This window comes from Candidatus Binatia bacterium (assembly GCA_036493895.1).
GTDB lineage: Bacteria > Desulfobacterota > Binatia > UBA1149 > CAITLU01 > DATNBU01.
In genome coordinates this window covers 86,032-103,298 of the sequence record DASXOZ010000072.1, presented here as the reverse complement: position 1 = coordinate 103,298, position 17,267 = coordinate 86,032, and the positions used below count along the sequence as shown (strand labels likewise).

General features: G+C 67.6%; 16 protein-coding genes. 4 read left to right on the top strand and 12 right to left on the bottom strand.

All coding sequences use genetic code 11. The features are described 5' to 3' along the window. Positions 1-176: 176 nt before the first annotated feature. Entirely contained in the window at positions 177-1,376 is a 1,200-nt protein-coding gene (locus tag VGK20_17480) for a CoA transferase (GenBank protein ID HEY2775838.1), read from the bottom strand. A 213-nt stretch (positions 1,377-1,589) separates the two neighbouring features. Between VGK20_17480 and VGK20_17475 the strand changes: the two genes are divergently transcribed. Next, positions 1,590-2,033 (top strand): response regulator, encoded by a 444-nt coding sequence (locus VGK20_17475; GenBank protein ID HEY2775837.1) that lies wholly within the window; start codon positions 1,590-1,592, stop codon positions 2,031-2,033. Next, on the top strand, positions 2,033-2,908 hold the full coding sequence (locus VGK20_17470; GenBank protein ID HEY2775836.1) for a type 1 glutamine amidotransferase domain-containing protein: 876 nt from the start codon (positions 2,033-2,035) through the stop codon (positions 2,906-2,908). Before VGK20_17475 ends, VGK20_17470 begins: the two co-directional genes overlap by 1 nt. Positions 2,909-2,936: 28 nt before the next feature. Here the strand turns inward: VGK20_17470 and VGK20_17465 are convergent, their stop codons facing one another. The 8 genes from VGK20_17465 to VGK20_17430 all read right to left on the bottom strand — a co-directional run bounded on the left by VGK20_17465 (position 2,937) and on the right by VGK20_17430 (position 11,165). Continuing rightward, positions 2,937-3,767, bottom strand: a complete 831-nt coding sequence (locus tag VGK20_17465; GenBank protein ID HEY2775835.1) for a hypothetical protein — start codon at positions 3,765-3,767, stop codon at positions 2,937-2,939. Positions 3,768-3,802: 35 nt separating this feature from the next. Next, positions 3,803-5,296: a proton-conducting transporter membrane subunit gene (locus tag VGK20_17460; GenBank protein ID HEY2775834.1), complete on the bottom strand. Its 1,494-nt coding sequence runs from the start codon at positions 5,294-5,296 to the stop codon at positions 3,803-3,805. Next, positions 5,293-6,099, bottom strand: coding sequence for a hypothetical protein (locus VGK20_17455; GenBank protein HEY2775833.1), 807 nt, complete (start codon positions 6,097-6,099; stop codon positions 5,293-5,295). The genes VGK20_17460 and VGK20_17455 overlap by 4 nt, the downstream gene beginning before the upstream one ends. Next, positions 6,096-6,962 (bottom strand): ABC transporter ATP-binding protein, encoded by an 867-nt coding sequence (locus VGK20_17450; GenBank protein ID HEY2775832.1) that lies wholly within the window; start codon positions 6,960-6,962, stop codon positions 6,096-6,098. Before VGK20_17450 ends, VGK20_17455 begins: the two co-directional genes overlap by 4 nt. Then, the gene (locus tag VGK20_17445; protein ID HEY2775831.1) at positions 6,959-7,972 is read right to left on the bottom strand and encodes an iron ABC transporter permease; all 1,014 of its coding nucleotides are present in this window, start codon (positions 7,970-7,972) and stop codon (positions 6,959-6,961) included. Before VGK20_17445 ends, VGK20_17450 begins: the two co-directional genes overlap by 4 nt. Positions 7,973-7,987: 15 nt before the next feature. Beyond that, positions 7,988-8,995 carry an ABC transporter substrate-binding protein gene (locus VGK20_17440; protein HEY2775830.1) on the bottom strand — a complete coding sequence of 336 codons (1,008 nt, stop codon included), beginning with the start codon at positions 8,993-8,995 and terminating at the stop codon, positions 7,988-7,990. 316 nt (positions 8,996-9,311) lie between these two features. After that, positions 9,312-10,643 (bottom strand): DsbA family protein, encoded by a 1,332-nt coding sequence (locus VGK20_17435; GenBank protein ID HEY2775829.1) that lies wholly within the window; start codon positions 10,641-10,643, stop codon positions 9,312-9,314. Positions 10,644-10,763: 120 nt separating this feature from the next. Next, a complete protein-coding gene (locus VGK20_17430; GenBank protein HEY2775828.1) occupies positions 10,764-11,165 on the bottom strand; it encodes a RidA family protein in 402 nt (133 codons plus the stop codon). A 102-nt stretch (positions 11,166-11,267) separates the two neighbouring features. Between VGK20_17430 and VGK20_17425 the strand changes: the two genes are divergently transcribed. Beyond that, positions 11,268-12,050: an SDR family NAD(P)-dependent oxidoreductase gene (locus VGK20_17425; GenBank protein HEY2775827.1), complete on the top strand. Its 783-nt coding sequence runs from the start codon at positions 11,268-11,270 to the stop codon at positions 12,048-12,050. A gap of 22 nt (positions 12,051-12,072) precedes the next feature. On the opposite strand, the gene VGK20_17420 is transcribed toward VGK20_17425, so the two are convergent. The 3 genes from VGK20_17420 to VGK20_17410 form a co-directional block, all read right to left on the bottom strand. Next, positions 12,073-14,481 (bottom strand): glycosyltransferase family 39 protein, encoded by a 2,409-nt coding sequence (locus VGK20_17420; protein HEY2775826.1) that lies wholly within the window; start codon positions 14,479-14,481, stop codon positions 12,073-12,075. 130 nt (positions 14,482-14,611) lie between these two features. Next, positions 14,612-15,028, bottom strand: coding sequence for a hypothetical protein (locus VGK20_17415; GenBank protein HEY2775825.1), 417 nt, complete (start codon positions 15,026-15,028; stop codon positions 14,612-14,614). 45 nt (positions 15,029-15,073) lie between these two features. Beyond that, entirely contained in the window at positions 15,074-15,880 is an 807-nt protein-coding gene (locus VGK20_17410) for a hypothetical protein (GenBank protein HEY2775824.1), read from the bottom strand. 327 nt (positions 15,881-16,207) lie between these two features. Here VGK20_17410 and VGK20_17405 point away from each other — a divergent pair, with 327 nt between their 5' ends. Then, positions 16,208-17,221, top strand: a complete 1,014-nt coding sequence (locus VGK20_17405; protein HEY2775823.1) for a thrombospondin type 3 repeat-containing protein — start codon at positions 16,208-16,210, stop codon at positions 17,219-17,221. The last annotated feature ends 46 nt before the right edge of the window (positions 17,222-17,267 follow it).

Here is a 17,267-nt window from a genome sequence, read left to right as displayed (position 1 = left end):
CCGCCCCCTGCTCCACCACCACCACATCCACCGCAAGGTTAGCGCGCCGAGGCGCGCAGCGCCATCACCGGCGCGCGCAGCGCTGTTCCCGCGGCACGCAGCACGATTCCCGAGGACGCGGCGCTTTTCCCGAGGCGCGCAGCGCTATTCCCAGGGACCGGTCGTGATCGATGTCGTTACGAACGGCCGAGCGCGTCGATTTCGGTGTCCGAAAGACCTGCTTCGCGCAGCACTTCGCGAGTATCGGCGCCGAGAGCAGGCACCGCGCGCAGGTGCGAAGGCGGAGTCCTGTGCCCCTGGTCGCGAAAACCGACCGGAGAGGCGATCGCGCGGTACGCGTCACGTCCGCCTTCTCCGTCCACTTCGCAGATCGCCCCATTGGCGAGCGCCTGCGGATCGCGCACCGCTTCGGCGGCCGACTGCACCGGCACCCACCACACGCCTTCGCGATCGAATCTTTCGGCCCACTCCTCGCGCGTCTTGCCGCCGAGGATGCCGTCGAGCAGCGCGATCAGCTCGCGGCGGTTGATGCGCCTGTCCACCGGTGTCGCGAATCGAGGAACGACGGCAAGCTCCTTGCGCTGCATCGCGTTGCACAGCAGCGGGAAGTGGCGGTCGCCTTCCAGCCCGATCAGCCAGAACCACGATCCGTCGGAGGCCTGGTAGCAATTGACCATCGGGTTGTCGTTTTCGGTGCGGGCCGGAGTGCCGCGCAGCTTGTCGTAGACGAGCTGGATGCCGAGGTCCCAGCCGATACAGTACATCCCAGTGCGAAGTAGCGAGGTCTCGACGAGGCGACCGCGTCCGGTGCGGCCCCGTTCGATCAGCGCTCCGAGAATGCCGGCGACGGTCGAGATGCCGGTGATGTGGTCACCGAACCCGCCGCGCAGCGCCAGCGGCGGCTGGTTCGGGGTGCGGAACAAATCCGCCACCCCCGATCGCGCCCAGAACGCACCGATGTCGTAGCCTGCCCTGTCCGACTCCTCGCCCTCCAGCCCGTAGCCCGTGATGCTGGCAACGATGAGTCGGGGATGGCGGACCATCAGATCGTCGTGCGCGAGTCCGAGGCGGGCCAGGGCAGCCGGCCTCATGTTGGAGACGAAGACGTCGGCGCCGGCCAGGATCTTCTCGAGCGCGGCGCGGGCAGCGTCGGTCCGGAGGTCGAGGACGATGCTCCTCTTGCCCCGGTTGTCGAGGTCGAACGGCGGGTTGTGGGGTATCTCGCTGCCGATCGAGGCGCGGAAAAAGCCGCGCATCGGGTCGCCGGCCGGCGACTCGACCTTGACGACGTCGGCGCCCCAGTCGGCCAGGATCCCGCCTACGGCCGGCCCGGCCACCCAGACCCCCATCTCGACGACCCGGATCCCTTCGAGCATCGGTTCCTTCCTTCGGCGGCTGCCCCGGGGATTCTGGACGGCGGCGGCTGCGGCTTGCCTGCCGTACCTCGTGCTGCCGACCCCGGTCTTCTACCCTCACGTACGCTCATGTGGTAATAGCCGCGGCGTTCGGAGGACCGGGAAGCGCTTCGGCGCCGCCCGGATGCGTGGTTCTTCGTTCTCCCGCCCGCCTCGAATCGAAGGAGACGCCCTTTGAACGTCGATCGCCAGCCCATCGTCATCCTCGTCGCCGACGACGACGACGAAGACCAGATGCTCACCCGTGAAACATTCGAGGACCGGCGCCTCGCCAACGAGCTTCGCTTCGTCAAGAACGGCGAGGAAGTGATGGACTACCTTCGCCGCCAGGGGAAGTTCGCCGAGCCCTGGACGTCACCGCGGCCGGGATTGATCCTGCTCGATCTCAACATGCCGAAGAAGGACGGCCGCGAGTGCCTCGCCGAAATCAAGGCAGATCCGGTCTTCCGCGACATTCCGGTCTTCGTGCTGACCACGTCGCGCGCCGAAGAAGACGTGCACCAGACGTACGAGCTCGGCGGCAGCTCCTTCATCAGCAAGCCGGTCAGCTTCGATGCGTTCATGGAGCTGGTGACGACGGTGACCGGCTACAGGGTCGAGATCATCACGGGCGCCTGATGCCCCGCGTTCTCATTCCGCTGCCGAGCCGCGACTTCGACCCGACCGAAGCCGCGGTGAGCTGGAACGTCCTGCGTCGCCTCGGGCACCACGTCGCGTTCGCGACGCCCGATGCCAGGCCGGCCGTCGCCGACGACATCATGGTCACCGGCGAAGGGCTCGACCCGTGGAGCCAGGTTCCGGGATTGTCGCGCATCAAGCTCGTCGGCGCGCTGCTGCGTGCCGATCCCGCAGGACGTGCGGCGTACGACGAGATGATCGCCGATACGGCATATCGCTGCCCGCTTCGCTGGGACGACGTGCGTGTCGAAGGTTTCGACGGCCTGCTGCTGCCCGGCGGGCATCGCGCCCGCGGCATGCGCGAGTACCTCGAAAGCGAGATCCTCCAGCGCCTGGTCGTCGCGTTTTTTGCGGCAGACAAGCCGGTGGCAGCGATCTGTCACGGCGTCGTGCTGGCTGCGCGCAGCATCGATCCCGCCACCGGAAGGTCCGTACTGCACGGGCGAAGGACGACGGCGCTTACCTGGTCGCTGGAAAAAGCGGGCTGGAGCATCGCGCGCTTCACGCGCTTCTGGGATCCGTCGTACTACCGCACGTACACCGAAAATGCCGGGGAGACCGCGGGCTACCGCAGCGTGCAGTCGGAAGTGACGAGGGCGCTGGTCAGCCCGCGACATTTCCTCGACGTTGCCGCCGACGACCCGGAGCATCGACGAAAGACCAGCGGCATGAGCCGCGACTGCTTCGACGATCCGTCGGCCGCCTTCGTCGTGCGCGACGGCAGCTATGTCTCGGCGCGATGGCCCGGCGACACGCACACGTTTGCGCGCACCTTCGCCGACGTGCTCGACGAGCACGCGCGCAGGCGCGCCTAGAAACGAATTTCGCCGCAGCAGCGGCGCATCAAGTCGTCGTCGTCTGCCCGGGCGTCGTCGTTGTCGTCGTCGACGACGTGGAGCTTGTCGTGGTCGTGGTCGTCGTGACAGTTGTCACAGAAATGATCTCGGGCGCGCAGACCTTGCCGTCCGGAAACTGGCACTTGGTCGCCGTGATCTGCAGATTGGCCCCCGAGATGTCGCCCTGGAACTTGCAAACCGCCAGCGTCGTGCCCGAGGCGATCCCGCCACCATCGACGATGTGAATCCGGAGGGCGCTCACCCCATTATCCACCGAGGAAAATTCCGGCGTTTCGATCTGGCAACAGTGATCGCAACCGTCTCCATTTTCAGTGTTGCCGTCGTCGCACTCTTCCCCCTTGACTGTGTTGCCATCGCTGCACTGCCCCACGGGCGTGCCGACGTCTTCACAGCATATGGTCGTCGAGAGACGGTCAATTTTCGCGTTCCCGCATGTCCCGTTCGTGGCCACGGTCGTGGTCGTGGTGTGCGTCGTGGTCGTCGGATGCGTTGTCGTCGTCGTCTGCGGCGGCATGGAGGACGAGGACGAGGACGTTGAAGTGGTCGTGGTCTGCACGACCGAGTCGTCGAGGCCGACCGCGACCGAGAGAGTCGCGTCGGATGCGCTACTCACTGCGCCGCCGGCCCTGCACCCGCCGTCCGGCGGGATGAACCTGCCATTGTCGTAAGCGATGACCAGATCGACTCCGCTGATGTGCGCAGGGGCGGTCAGCACGAACGAGACCGTCTGGATCTTGTCGCTGGGGCCGCAGGACAGCACCAGAACGGACATTGCGGTGGCGGCCACGAGGGAGAGCCCCTGTCGTCGGTAGTTCACTAAGTCACCTCATCCCGGAATCGTGTCAGTCTGCCTCATCCGCCGAAGAACACCACCGATCGCGACGCGAACGACGCGAGCGCCTCGGGCAGCATTCCGATGACGATGGTGCCGGCCAGCAGCAGGCCGGCCAGCAGGGCCGCCTCGAAATCGACATGGACAGGCTCGTCCGGATCGGCGGGTCGGTCGAGAAGGGTGGCCAGGATGCGGACGCCAAGCAGCAGCGCGAGCACGCTCGCCAGCGCCGAGGCTGCAACGAGAACGCTGCGACCGCCGCCGTAGGCCGCGGTGATCAGCGCCACTTTGCCGGAGAACCCGCCAAACGGAGGCACCGCGGCCAGCGAAAGCACGAAACACGCGAGCGCGGCCGCGCTCCATCGTGCGCCACCTCGCCTGCGCGCAAGGCCCCGCAGCGCCTCGAAATCGCTGGATCCCGCCTGCTCGACCACCGGCGCGAGCACCGCGAGCATTCCTGCCAGCGACAGCGCAAAGGCAACCGCGTGGAACAGGCAGGCACGAAGCGCATCGTCGCTGAGCGAAACCAGGCCCATCAGCAGCGCACCGGCCTGGGCAGTGGCAAGGTATGCGGTCATGCGCCGCAGATCCGCGGCCCGCAGCGCACCGAAATTGCCGACCACCATCGCCAGCATCGCCAGCACCGAAAGAAGGTCCGGCCAGCGCTCGAGAGGAGACACTGCCCACGCACCCTCCGGAGAAACGCCGCTGCAAAGCGCAAAGCGCAGCACACGCGTGAGCAGGGCCAGGGCCGCGATGGAGGACGCAATCTCCAGCCATGCGGCCGCCGCGATCGACGACGTCCCGGCCGCATCGACGCGCCAGGCGTGCAGCGGTGCAGCGCCGATGCGCTGCCCGAGCGCCGCGAGCACCAGCACGGCGGCGACGTACCACACCGCGGCGCCGCCCGGTGCAGCCAGCGCAACGGAGCGGTGCGAGCCGATGCCGGGAAAATCGCTCGCTCCGGTAAGCGCGAACAGCAGCGTGAATCCGGCCAGAAGCAGCGCGCATCCGATCGCCGACTGCACGAGCAGCGGCAGTGCCGGATGCTCGCCGCCGCTGCCTTCGTGCCTGGACGCAATCCAGAGCGCGCTCGCAAGGCCGCTTATCGCGAAGCCGCACCACGCCGAAAGGATGCTGATCGAGCTGACCATCAGGTCCATGCCGAGCAGCGCGACGAGCAACAGCGACCACGACAGCGCGGCGGCCGGACCGGTCCCCTCGCGCGAACGCGTCGAGAGCCACGTGGTTGCCAGCGCGCACATCGCCAGCACGAAGCGGAAAAATCCCGCGAACGGATCGGCCACCGTGACGCGCTCGAGGACGTATCCCTGCGGCGCATCGAGCGCGATCACCGAAGCCAGGGCAGACATCGCAACGACCAGCAGCGCGACGTCCCCGGCCTTGCGCTCGAGAGAGCCGACGCGCGACATCGCGAGCAGCACGATGCTCCCCGCCGCCGTCGTGGCCTCGGCAATCCACGGATGCGCGTTCTCGGGAAGCCAGCCGATCACGTAAGCCCCGCGAGCAACGCGAGAGTGACCGCAGCGGCCACTGCAGAGAACCCATCGGCGATGCGACCGGAAGAGGCACCGGCCGGCGCGATCACGCGGCCTTCGGCAATGAGAACCGCCGCGACGAGCGCCGGCATCGATGCGAACAGCACGGCGAACGTCGCGAGCATCGGCCCCTGGCCGCGGCCGATCACCATCGACGATGCCGCGGCGATCGCAAGGGCCGAGCCTGTGGCCATCCACGACGCCGCAGCGCAGGCACCAAGCGCGCTGCGCCTCGTCATCCCGCAGAGCAGGCCCGCGCACACGAGCAGCATCGCAACGACGAGGTAGTGGCCGATACCTACCGGCGGCAGACCGGGCGCTCGCGCCGCGAGCTGCGACGGCACCAGTGCAGCGCGCGGCCAGTTCGCCATCAGCAGCGATCGCAGCAACAAGGCCGCAAGCGCGATGACCATCGGCACGGCGCGCAGGACGCCGCTTCGAGGCGCGGTCTGTATCTCGGCTGCGTTCGTCGCGTTTTCCGGTTCGCTGCGCCGCGGCGCGCTGTCGTCGGCAGCATCCGCCTCCGCCGCGTTGTCCGTACCGTTGCGCCACACCCATGCGGCCAGCGCGATCGCGCACGCAGCCGAACAAGCAGCCGGCAGGCGCGCACCGGCCAGCGCCATCAGGGCCGATGTCGCGACCTGGCCGGCAAGAAGCGCCCGCGCGATCCACCCGGGCTTGCGCAATGCGATCGTCGCGAGCGCACACGCCAGTGCCGCAGCCGCCAGACCGTGGAACAGCAGCTCGCTCGCGCTCACGGCGTCGATTCCTTGCGCGCCGGCGCAGCAGGAGATGCATCGCTCGAAGCTTCGCGCGCGACGAGGCCGCGCGGCAGCGGCAGCACGTTCAGATGTCCCGTCAAGTGGTTGCGGTCGACGTAGACGTCGGTGTCGAACACTGCGCGCACGTTCGCGTACGTGATGACGTCGTCGGGCGCTCCCTGCACGAAAATCCTGCCGCCGCCGATCATCGCGACTTCGTCGAAGTACAGAGCCGCCAGGTTGAGGTCGTGGAGCACCGAGACGACCGTCATGCCAGTCGTGCGGCTTCGTGACAGCAGCACGTCGTAAAGCTCCACCTGGTGCTTGATGTCGAGGAAGGCGGCCGGCTCGTCGAGCAGGACGAGCTCGGGCTGCTGCGCAAGGGCGCGGGCGACCGATGCCCTCTGGCGCTCTCCGCTGGAGAGACTGTCGAAGACCCGACCTGCCAGGTGCGTGACGTCGAGCGCGTCCATCGCTTCGTGCGCGACTCGCAGGTCCTCCGCAGACTCGAGGCGATACCCCTCGACCCACGGCGCCCTTCCCATCAGCACGATTTCCTCGACCGTGTAGCCGAAGCCGACCGGCGCATGGGCTGCGACGACGGCCACGCGGCGCGCAAGCTCGCGGCGCGGCGCCCTTGCCGGATCCAGTCCGCAGATCTCGATCGTTCCGCGTTCTGCCACCAGCTCGCCGGCGGCCAGGCGAAGCAGCGTCGTCTTGCCGGAGCCGTTGGGGCCGACGATCGCCAGCGTCCGCCCGGGCTGGACGACGAGGTCGATGTCCTCGAGAATTCCTCCTCGGCCCGGTACGGCGCCATCGTGGCGAAACGCAACGCGAGCGAAACGAAGACCGCCGCTCATGCCAGCGCTCCTTGCCGCGAGCGGCCGCGCCTCAGCAGGTAGACGAAGAACGGCGCACCGGCCAGTGCCGTGATCGCGCCGACCGGAAGCTCGGCCGGCGCAGCGATCCAGCGCGCGAGCGCATCACATGCGACGAGGAATGCAGCGCCGCCGAAGAACGACGCCGGCACGAGCAGGCGGTTGTCGCTGCCGACGATGCGACGCAGCACGTGAGGCACGACGAGCCCGGCAAACGTAATGATGCCGCAAAGCGAAACGACCGCACCGACGAGAAGCGACGAAGCGAGAAACACGCGGCGCCGCACCGCGTCGGCATCGGTGCCGAGAGCGCGCGCGGCTTCGTCGCCGAGCGCGAGCAGGTCCAGCGAGCGCGCATCGCGCACGAGCACCGCCGTTGCCGCGATCACCAGCAGCGCGGCCAGCGCGACGACCGGGTACGGCTCGCTCGAGATGCCTCCCATCATCCAGAACACGATCGAGTGAGAACGGCGCAGGTCGACGAGCGCGTGCACGAGCAGGATCAGAGCAGCCGCGAACGTGTTGAACGTGACTCCGATGAGCACCTGCGTGTACGGATCGAGGCGCCCGCGAACGTGGGCGAGCTGGTAGACGATGAGGCTCGAGGCCGTCGCGCCGGCGAACGCGACGACGGGGACGAGTCCGGCCCCGAGCGCTCCTTCGGGCAGGAATGCCAGCGCGAGCACCGCCGAAACCGCGGCGCCGCCGGAGACACCGATGATCTCGGGGCTGGCCAGCGGATTTCGCAGCGTCGGCTGGAGCGCGGCTCCGGAGACCGCCAGCGCCGCCCCGACCACCGCGGCCAGCAGTACGCGAGGAAGCCTCAGGTCAAAGAAGATGGTGCGGGTACCGGGATCCCCGGCCAGCAGTGCGCCGAAATCCAGCGGCACGCTGCCGATCCGCAACGCGACCAGGATGGCCAGCAGCGCGACGGCAGCCGTTGCCGCAAGCGCGGCCAGGAGCCGGGACGTGGTCAGTCGCGAAGTCGCCATTGCTGCCACGTCCGCCTATTCGGCCATTGCCGGACGCGGCAGGGAAGCCCCGGGGTGCAGGGCCGCGAACAGCGCCTCGGCGGCATCGGCCAGGCGCGGCCCGGGCCTGAGCATCAAGGCCGAGTCGGGAGCCACGATGCGGCCGTTGGCAACGGCCGGAATCGACGTCAGCCGCGCCCAGGGGCCGTCCGTCTGTCCGGGGCCGGATCCGGCGGCAATTGCGGCCTTTCCCCCCGCCGCCTTGCCCGATCCGCCAGGAGCGGCGCCCTTTTCCGCCCCGGTGCCCGATCCGCCCGACCCATGTTTTGCTGCCGGGCCGCCGGCATCACTGCTGCCCTGCGGACCGTCGCCGTCGCCCATCGCCGCGGCCAGGTCGACGAGCACGTCGGGTGCGGCGGCGACGAGAAATTCCATCGATACCCTCGGCCAGCGCCCACCGACAGGTTCTGCGATGTTGCTGCCACCGGCGAGCGCGACGAGCTCGCCGAGATAACTGTCGGGCCCCGCAAGGACGAGCGGCTCGCGACCGATGACGACTGCAACCGACGGATGCGGCAGCGAACGGGCCGCGGTTTTCACCGCGGAAAGACGCGAGTCGATGCGACTGACGAGAGCCGCGCCCGCCGCCTCGGCGCCCGCAAACCGCGCCGCATCCAGCATCGCCGCCCTCGCCTCTGCAATTCCTCCCTCGCTCTTTACGACTTCGACCTCGATGCCCGTCGCCTGGATCGCGCGCACCGTCGTCTCGTTCCCGGGGCTAGGCGACGTCAGCACGAGATCGGGTTTCAGCGCGACGATCGCTTCGGCGACCGGCTCGCTGAAGCTGCCGACCTTCGGAAGTGCGCGCGCCTGCGCGGGGAAGTCGCAGTACGTCGAGACGCCGACGACGCGGGAGCCGAGGCCGAGTGCGAACAGCGTTTCGGTGATCGCCGGCGCCAGCGACACGATGCGCTGCGGCCGTTTTTCTGACGATTGCGTGAAGTCGGTGGCTCCGGCCGGCGTCACCAGCGTGAGGCCCGCCACAAACAGCAGCCCACAGGCCCGACGGCGAAGGTGGGTGCAAAAAATCCAGGGGGTCGTCGAATGAAGGGGAGGCACTGCCGTCTACGTACACGAAGCCGGAAAGAGTGGAAGTTTCCCCTCCTTTATCTTCCACCGCCGGCACGAAAGAACGGTGTCCCCGCATGCCGTTCTTTGGAACCGGACGAAAGGCTCGCGGGAGGGTCCCTCCCCCTTAACCCGCGACCTCCGGTCCTACCCCGCCGGGCAGCCATCTCCCCCCAATGGCTGCCCGGCTTTTTTTGGCCTTTTCCGGGAGCATTCGGGGGCGGCCGATCGGTCAGGAAGGCGCGGTGTCCACCCTTCGGCGGATTTCGTCCTCGACCATCCAGATCCTGTCTTGTCCCCACACGCAGAAGTCTGAAGCGCCGGCGCCGCTCAGCCGAAAGCTCGGCACTCCCCACAGTCCCATCGCCATCATGTCTTCGCGGTTTGCTTCGAGCTCGGGACGCCATCCATCGATGTCGCGATTGCGGGCCGCGTCGTTCCACGAAAGTCCCGCGGCCTCGACGATGTGACGGAGCCCTTCGTCCGTTCCTGCATCGATGCCCTCGGCAAATACCGCGCGACAGAACGACAGCAGGTAATCGCCGGCGCGTCCCTTGGATACGGCGAACGGATACAGGGAAAACCCGCGCTCGACCGGCTTGCCCACCGGATCGCAGATGCGGCCGAACGGCATGCCGACCGCGTCGGCTTCGCGCTTGGTATCGAGCGTGATGTACATGCGCTTGCTCGCGGGCACCGGAAGCCCGCGCATGACCATCGGAAGCACCGGCCTCAGCTTCATTGCGATGCCGGCGCGCGTCGCGAGATCGAACGCGCGCGGCATCGAGATGTAACTGTACGGACTGCGCAGCGAGACGAACACTTCGAGCGTGAGGCCGAGCCTGCCGGCATCGATGCGCTCGTCGCTGACGTCGTAGCGCGGCGCAAGAAGGGGTGCCGAGACCTGGCGGCTCGCGCCGAGGTGGATGAGACGGCGCTCGAGATGACTCAGGCGATCGACGCCCCAGTAATTCTCGCCGGCATAGTGGAAAATCGCGCCAAGGTAGTGATGGCACTTCGCGCGCAGCGCGTCGCCTCGTCCGATTGCGTCGGCAACGTTGTTCGGCGCGCCGCTCTGGTCGCGCGCCATGCCGCCGAGCGCTTCGATGTCGTCGTCCCACATCGCCTCGCCGACACGCGGCGCCAGCGCGGCAAATGCGCGCGACGAGCTGGTCGACGCCAGGATCCGCGTCGCCCTCGCAACGAGATCGGGCGACGGCTGGTTTCCAGGGTCCTGGAACGAAAGTCCTCCGCGGCCCTCGGCGACGCGTTCGGCATCCACGCGCGACCACGCGACGAGCTTTTCGCGCTCGGGAGCAGCCGAATCCGGCGGCGGGCCGACCAGGTGCGTGTGCAACTCGATGTCGTAGCGCTCGACGAGAGGCTCCAGGAGCTGCGACGCGAGGTGGCTGTACGGGTCATCGACTTGGTGGAAATAGTGGACGCGGTGCGGCGAGCCACCGATCTTGCGCGCGCCTTCGAGAGTGCGACGACGAAGGTCACGGGTCTTCGCGCTGGTCAGGACACTGGTCACGCGGCGCTGGATGGACGTTCGAAGCGACATTGCCTGCGTGGCCCTTTACCCGGTCGCGCTCGCGACCGCCAGCGCGTGGTGCACGTCTCACGTGCGGGCGCGTGCGATCGCCGGAACGCCGGCGCGGCCACGGCTGCTCCGGCAGCGAAGCTAACGATCGTCCGTCACGACCGCGTCGGCTTCGATCTCGACGACGTACTGCGGTGCCACCAGCGCCGAGACCTGGACGGCCGTCGCGGCAGGATCGATGCCGGCGAAAACCTCGCGGTGCGCGCGTGCAAATTCGTCGAAATCCACGAAGTCGACGAGGAACACGCGCGTGCGCACGACGTCGGCCAGGCAGGAGCCCAGGCCCTCGAGTGCCTTCTCGATCTTGCGAAGCGCGAAGAGGGTCTGCGCGTACGCATCGCCCGGCGCGACCGGCTTGCCGTCGTCGCCTGCGGCCACGGTTCCGGAGACCGCGATGAAATTGCCGGCCCTGCTGGCCCGGCAGTAGGCGACCTTGGGCTCCCACGGAGTTCCGGAGTACACGCGGCGGCGTTGCTGCGACATGCGGCCGAACGTAGGGGCAACGCGGTAACGTTGCGACCTCGGTGCCGCGCTTGGAGGTCCCGCGCTCCGGCGCTATGAGCGGGCGCGGAGGGAACCGGAACCATGGGCAAGCGCCTGTCCAAGCTGAGTCGTTCGGTCGAGGGAAAAGTCGCGCTCGTGACGGGTGCGGCCTCGGGCATGGGTCGCGCGACCGCGCACCTTTTCGCCGACGAGGGTGCCCACGTCATCGTCACCGACCTCGGCGCCGACCGCGTCGAGACCGTCGTCGGCGAGATCCGCGAGGCCGGCGGCAGCGCCCGCGGCTGGGACATGAGCGTCACCGACACCAACGCCGTCCGGCGCGTGATCGCCGAAGCGGCCAGTCACTTCGGCGGCATCGACATTGTCGTCAACAACGCGGGGATCGTCTGGATGACGCCGATCGACGCGGACGACTACGAAGAGCTGTGGGCGAAATCGCTCGACGTGCTGCTCACCGGCCAGACTCGCGTCGTGCGTGCCGCGCTGCCTCACCTGCGAAAGTCGCAGTCGCCGCGCATCGTCAACATCGCCTCGACCGAAGGATTCGGCGCCACGCGCTTCGGCTCGGCGTACACGGCAGCCAAGCACGGGGTGATCGGCCTTACGCGCTCGCTTGCCGTCGAGCTCGGCGGCGAAGGGATTACCGTCAATTGCGTCGCGCCGGGGCCGATTCGCACGGGAATGACAGACGCGATTCCCGAAGAGCACAAGACGGTCTTCGCCAAAAGGCGCACCGTGCTCGGCCGCTACGGCGAGCCCGAGGAGGTCGCGCACGCGACGCTGAACTTCTGTCTTCCGGCGATGACGTTCGTGACCGGCGCGGTGCTCGTCGTCGACGGCGGCGTGCTCGTGCGCAACGCCTGAGCCGCGACGGCCTGCCGCAGGATCAGCGGTCCTGCGGTGTGCCTGCGATCGCCAGTACCTCGTCGGCGAATGCGCGAGCATCCTCGCTGCGTTTCAGCGTGTTGGCGCCATCCGTCAGCGCTGCGACGTACGGCTTCCATGCCGAGCCGTCGAAATCGTTCGCGAAACGCCTGCGCCGGGCGCGTACGTCGCGCACCATCGCGTTCATCGCGTCGACCGCTTCGCTGCGGACGCGCGGATCGGAAGACTCGTAGCCCTGGATTGCCCATGCCGCCGCGCGCAGATCTCCGCCGTCGCGCAGCGCTCTCAGCAGCAGCAGGCAGTCGCGGCGCGACGAGGGAAGGCTCGCGGCCGCAGCGTCCGCAGGTGTCAGCACGTCCATCCAGCGCGCCGCGGCCTGGCGGCGCCGCTCCAGGTTGGGCTCGATCGCTTCGGCCTCGGCCGTCTTCGAATCCCCGACGCCCTGCGCGCTCGTCGCGATCTCGTCGAATCCCGGCAACTCCCGCCTTGCGAGCACATCGTAGCGCCCGAAGCGCGCGACCAGGCGGTAGCGGAAAACCGTCCACGCCCTCAGGTCTTCGAACCACAGCGGCGAGTCGGCGAAAAAATCCCATCCGCGATTGAGCGTGACGACCAGGCGCGGCTTTTTTTCGCGAAGCAGGCCGAGAACGCGCCCCTCCTCGGCGTGGTCGGGGCGGCCGGGATACCAGTAATCGTGAGGCGCAGCGTTGCGACGACCGGCAGCGAACAGCAGGCCGCTGGTTGCAGGAAACGACCACAGTGCTTCCCCGCCGTCACTGTGGCGGCGCAGGAAATCGACCGTCTGCGCGATCGCCTGCAACTCGTCGCCGGCAGCGGCCTCCACGTGTACGTCCAGCTGCGACGAGATCGTTCCGGATGGCGATTGCGATGACCACGCCTCCAGCGGACCGCAGGTTTTTTCGACGGCTGCAACGACGAGTACGGATGCAGCGACGCAAGCGGCAGCACCTCCGACGATGTTTCGCCCGTTCCATCCTTCCGGCCAATCGCCGCCGGCCCACCACGAGACGACTCGCCACAGGAGCGCGCACGCGACGACTGCCGTAAGCGGGACCGACGTCACCTGGTGCATGAAGTCGCTGCGCGGGAACATCTGCAGGTACATCGCGACGGACAGCGGAGTGAGCACCGCCAGTGCCCGTGCGCGCGACGAAAGCGCGAGTTGCTTTCGGGACACTTGTCCGGAAGCTTGCCGGGACACTTGCGCAAGCCACGACACCGCGCCGAAGTTCGCGACAATGGCGAGCCAGAACGACGCATTTTCCAGCTGCAGCGAAACCGACTGCAGGAACCCCTCGGGCATGACCTCGGAATGCAGCAGCCACGCGCCGCCGCCGATCGCGCACGCGCCAAACAGCGCGATGGCGACCAGCGGATTCAGCCTGCGCGCCGCCACCAGGCGACCGGCAATCGCGAACGCGAGAGCCGCGGCCGTGACGGCAAGCGCATAGATCTCGGGAGCCGGATGCGGTTTGTAGTAGAGCGACTGGTAGCCGGCACCGACCAGGAACACTTCGTAGAGGAACCGGTCACGCCCGAGCTCCGCCAGAAGCGGCAAGGTCCACGACAAGGTCGGTGCAAGGAACGCAGCGCCGAGCATCGCCATCGCAATCGTCGCACCGGGCGCATCGTTGTCGGAGAACCGCGCAGAAAGGGGCCCGGCGCACAGCACCGCTACGGCCATTGCCGGGACCAGATGCACGAACGCGTCCATGCCGGCAACGCGGAACTCGAACGTGTACCAGACCCCGAGCGCCATCGCTGCCGCCGCAAGCGGCGCGGCGATACGGTCGAGAACGCTGCGGCGCGCAGCAGTGGCGGCGACGATCCACGTTGCCGCCGCGAGCGCGAACGCTCCGGAGTTCGGACGAAACCACATCATAGCCGCAGCCGCCGCTCCCGCAACGACCAGCGTCGATGCGCGTCGCCTCTCGACCCAGGACAGCATCGCCAGCGCGAGCACTACCCAGGCCAGCGTCACCGGCCAGGTGGGATACGGAACGTTGAACGCTGCGAACTCCCCGGGGTAGACCGGCACGAACAGCAGCCAGATGAGCGGCGCGATCCATGCGAAGCGCTCTCCCGCCACACGCCGCGTGATCTCGGCGAGCCCGGCAGCCGTCGTCGCATTGATCAGTGCAAGGACGCCGCGCAGCGAGGTGGCCGACGCGCCGAACAGCGCGAAGACGGTGCTGCCGAATGCAAAGAATCCCGGCGTATAGCCGGTGTGAAAGTCGACGTACGGACGCTGCCCGTCGGCAACCCGCGAGAACCAGAACAGCAGCGTTCCCTCGTCTTCGAGCTGGAAGCCGTACGGACGAAGAAGCAGGAGATAGGCCAGAGCCAGGACGAAAACGGCAAGCGCCGGCGCTGCTTCACGAAGCTTCATCGTCGCCGCCGCGACTTTCCTTGTCTCATACGGGGGGCCGGCCGTCGAGCGGGCGGCCGGGAGTCTGCGACGATCCCGCCCGCCCGACAAGGATGGAAACGTCGGCGCTGCGGACGCCCGGATCGACGCGTCAGAGGCGAAGGGCCGCCGTCACCTCATCGCCCGTCCCGGCATACGCGACCGATGCGATGATTCCGGAGTCGAGGACGAGAATGGATGCCTTGCCTTCGCGATACGGAAAGGCGCGCGTCGCTTCGCCGCTTTCATCGAGCATCACCGGGTAGAGTCGCTTGCGCAGGCCCGGCAGCGCGAACATCGAGCGGACGAGCCAGGGCATGCCGCTGACGTCGCAGACGCACGCGACATGGTTCGCTTCGAGGGCCGCGCTTCGCAAGCCCGCAAAGGCCTGCTTGACGATCTCGCCGCCGCTCATGTCCCGCGTGAACACGACGATCCTGGTCGAGGAGTCGACCAATCGAGGAATTCCGTTCTGGTCCTCGAGCGCAACGCGCGCGAGCGCATCACCCGGTTGAAGAAGCTGCGGCACGCGCCACAGCTACTGCGGATCGCATGCAGAGACGAATCCGCTGGCTCACAGGAAGCAGCTCGGACAATTCAGCGTGACGTCGATGCCGACCGATTTTCGCAGGATCGCAAGTGCATCACTCACCGAGACCGTCGCATTGTCGTTCGCATCGCAGACGCAGAGCATGCACGTCTGGCTTCCGACGGAGGTCTTCAGTGCGAACAGTGCATCCGAAGCCGTCACGTCGAGGTCGAAGTTGGTGTCCCCGCAGACGATGCAGCGATCGAGCTGGAGATGGTCGACCTCGATGCCACCACCCGTATTGGAGACCACGATCTTGGAGACGCCGGAGCCGTCGGTGACGCCGTAGAAACGGTCTTCGGCAGTCTCGCCGTTGTTGCTGAGATCGGCGTGCTCGAAAGGCCCGTACAGTCCGAGGCTGGTTCCGGTCGGCCCGAATGCCTCGAATGTAACGGGGGCCGCGAGGCCGCCGTCGGTCCAGACGATGCCGACTTCGGTCGGAAGACCGCCGGTGCGGTTGCTGTCGAACGTGATGGTGATGGTACCACCGCCGTTGAAATACGAATGCCCCTGCTGGCCGGAGCCGTCGATCGAACCGTCGTCGGCGTCAACGGAATCCGTCAACGTGCTCGGCCCGACGACGCTGCCGTCCCCCGACGCGCCTGGAACGTCGAACGTGCCGTCCTCGAACGTTTCGATGCAGAATCCGAACGTCTTCGTGTCGAAAGGACTGTCCGCGGCACTGAGATAGGGAATTGGCCCGAGATAAGGCGATGATCCGGCGGATGCGTCGCCGGCGACGAGGAGCAGCAGGCCAAGGGCTGTGCCGGACGCTGCGGACTGCAGGAACATGTTCGCCTCCTTCGGCAGCGACGCGTGCGGACAGTCGCCTCCCCTCGAGCGAGACGCGCGCGGCAATCATCTGGACAGGACTGCGCCCGACAACGCAACACTGTCTGCGAATTCCCTGCAGCGCGGTCCCAACCGGGGGAGCTTCGCGCTGCGCGATGCGTTACCGGGCGTCTCGCCGTGAAGCGCGAAGTGTCATCCTGCGATCGGTCGCTCCCGTCATCCTCTTGTCATTGGTTCTCAGGCGCGCCCAACGTGGAGCGGGAAAGGTCGCTCCCCTGAGTCGACTGCGCAACTGGCCTGCGGAGCTGGCCTGCGAAAGGAGAGATCATGCGAAACCTCAGCGGCTTCTTTGCGAGCGCCCTGTTCGTTGTTGCGCTGTGTACGGTTCCCCTGGCCGCCGCTCCCAGGGCGTGGGCCGTCGACAGCGACTGCGACGGGGTCGACGACAGCGTCGACAACTGTCCCACCAAGTTCAATCCGGACCAGAGCGACATCGATGGGGACCACATCGGGGATCGTTGCGATTCCGACAAGGACGGCGACACGATCGCCAACGCCAGTGACAACTGCCCGAAAGACGCCAACGTCGACCAGACCGACTCGGACGGCGACGGCGTCGGCGACGCGTGCGACGAATGCCCGGTCGCGCCGGGCGGCGACGTCGTCAACCGCCACGGTTGCAGCATCGCGCAGGTCTGCCCCTGCAGCGGGCCCGACGACCAGACGCTGTGGCACGACCACGACGCCTACATCCGCTGCGTGAAGAAAGCGGCGCGCAATTTCGCGATCCACGACCTGATCACGAGCGACCAGAGGCACACGATCGTCGACGATGCCGTCACCAACAGCTGCGGCGTGCTCACCCCGGTCGCTGGAGACAACGACGGCGACGGAGTGCCCGATGCGAGCGACAATTGCCCGTCCACGTCCAATCCCGGGCAGCGCAATACCGACGGCGATTCGTTCGGTGACGCTTGCGACAGCGACAAGGACAACGACGGCGTGCTCAATGCCAACGACAACTGCCCGCTGGTCGCCAACGCGGACGGCCAGTCTGCAGACGCGGATTCCGACGGCGTCGGCGATGCCTGCGATGTGTGCTCCGGCACGACGAGCGGCGACATCGTCGATCGCGACGGCTGCAGCGTTGCGCAGCACTGTCCCTGCGACGCAGACGAGGACGGCAAGCCGTGGGCGAGCCACTCCAAGTACCGGCGCTGCGTCAGCGACGAAGTGTTCCGCATGCGGCTGCTCGGCCTGATGACGAGCGACCAGGCGGATACGATTCGATCCGACGCCGCAGCCTCGACGTGCGGCAACCGCCCGCCGCTGTGCCAGTGAAAATCCAGCGATCACCTGCGTCAGGCAGCCGAGCCGGCAAGCTCTG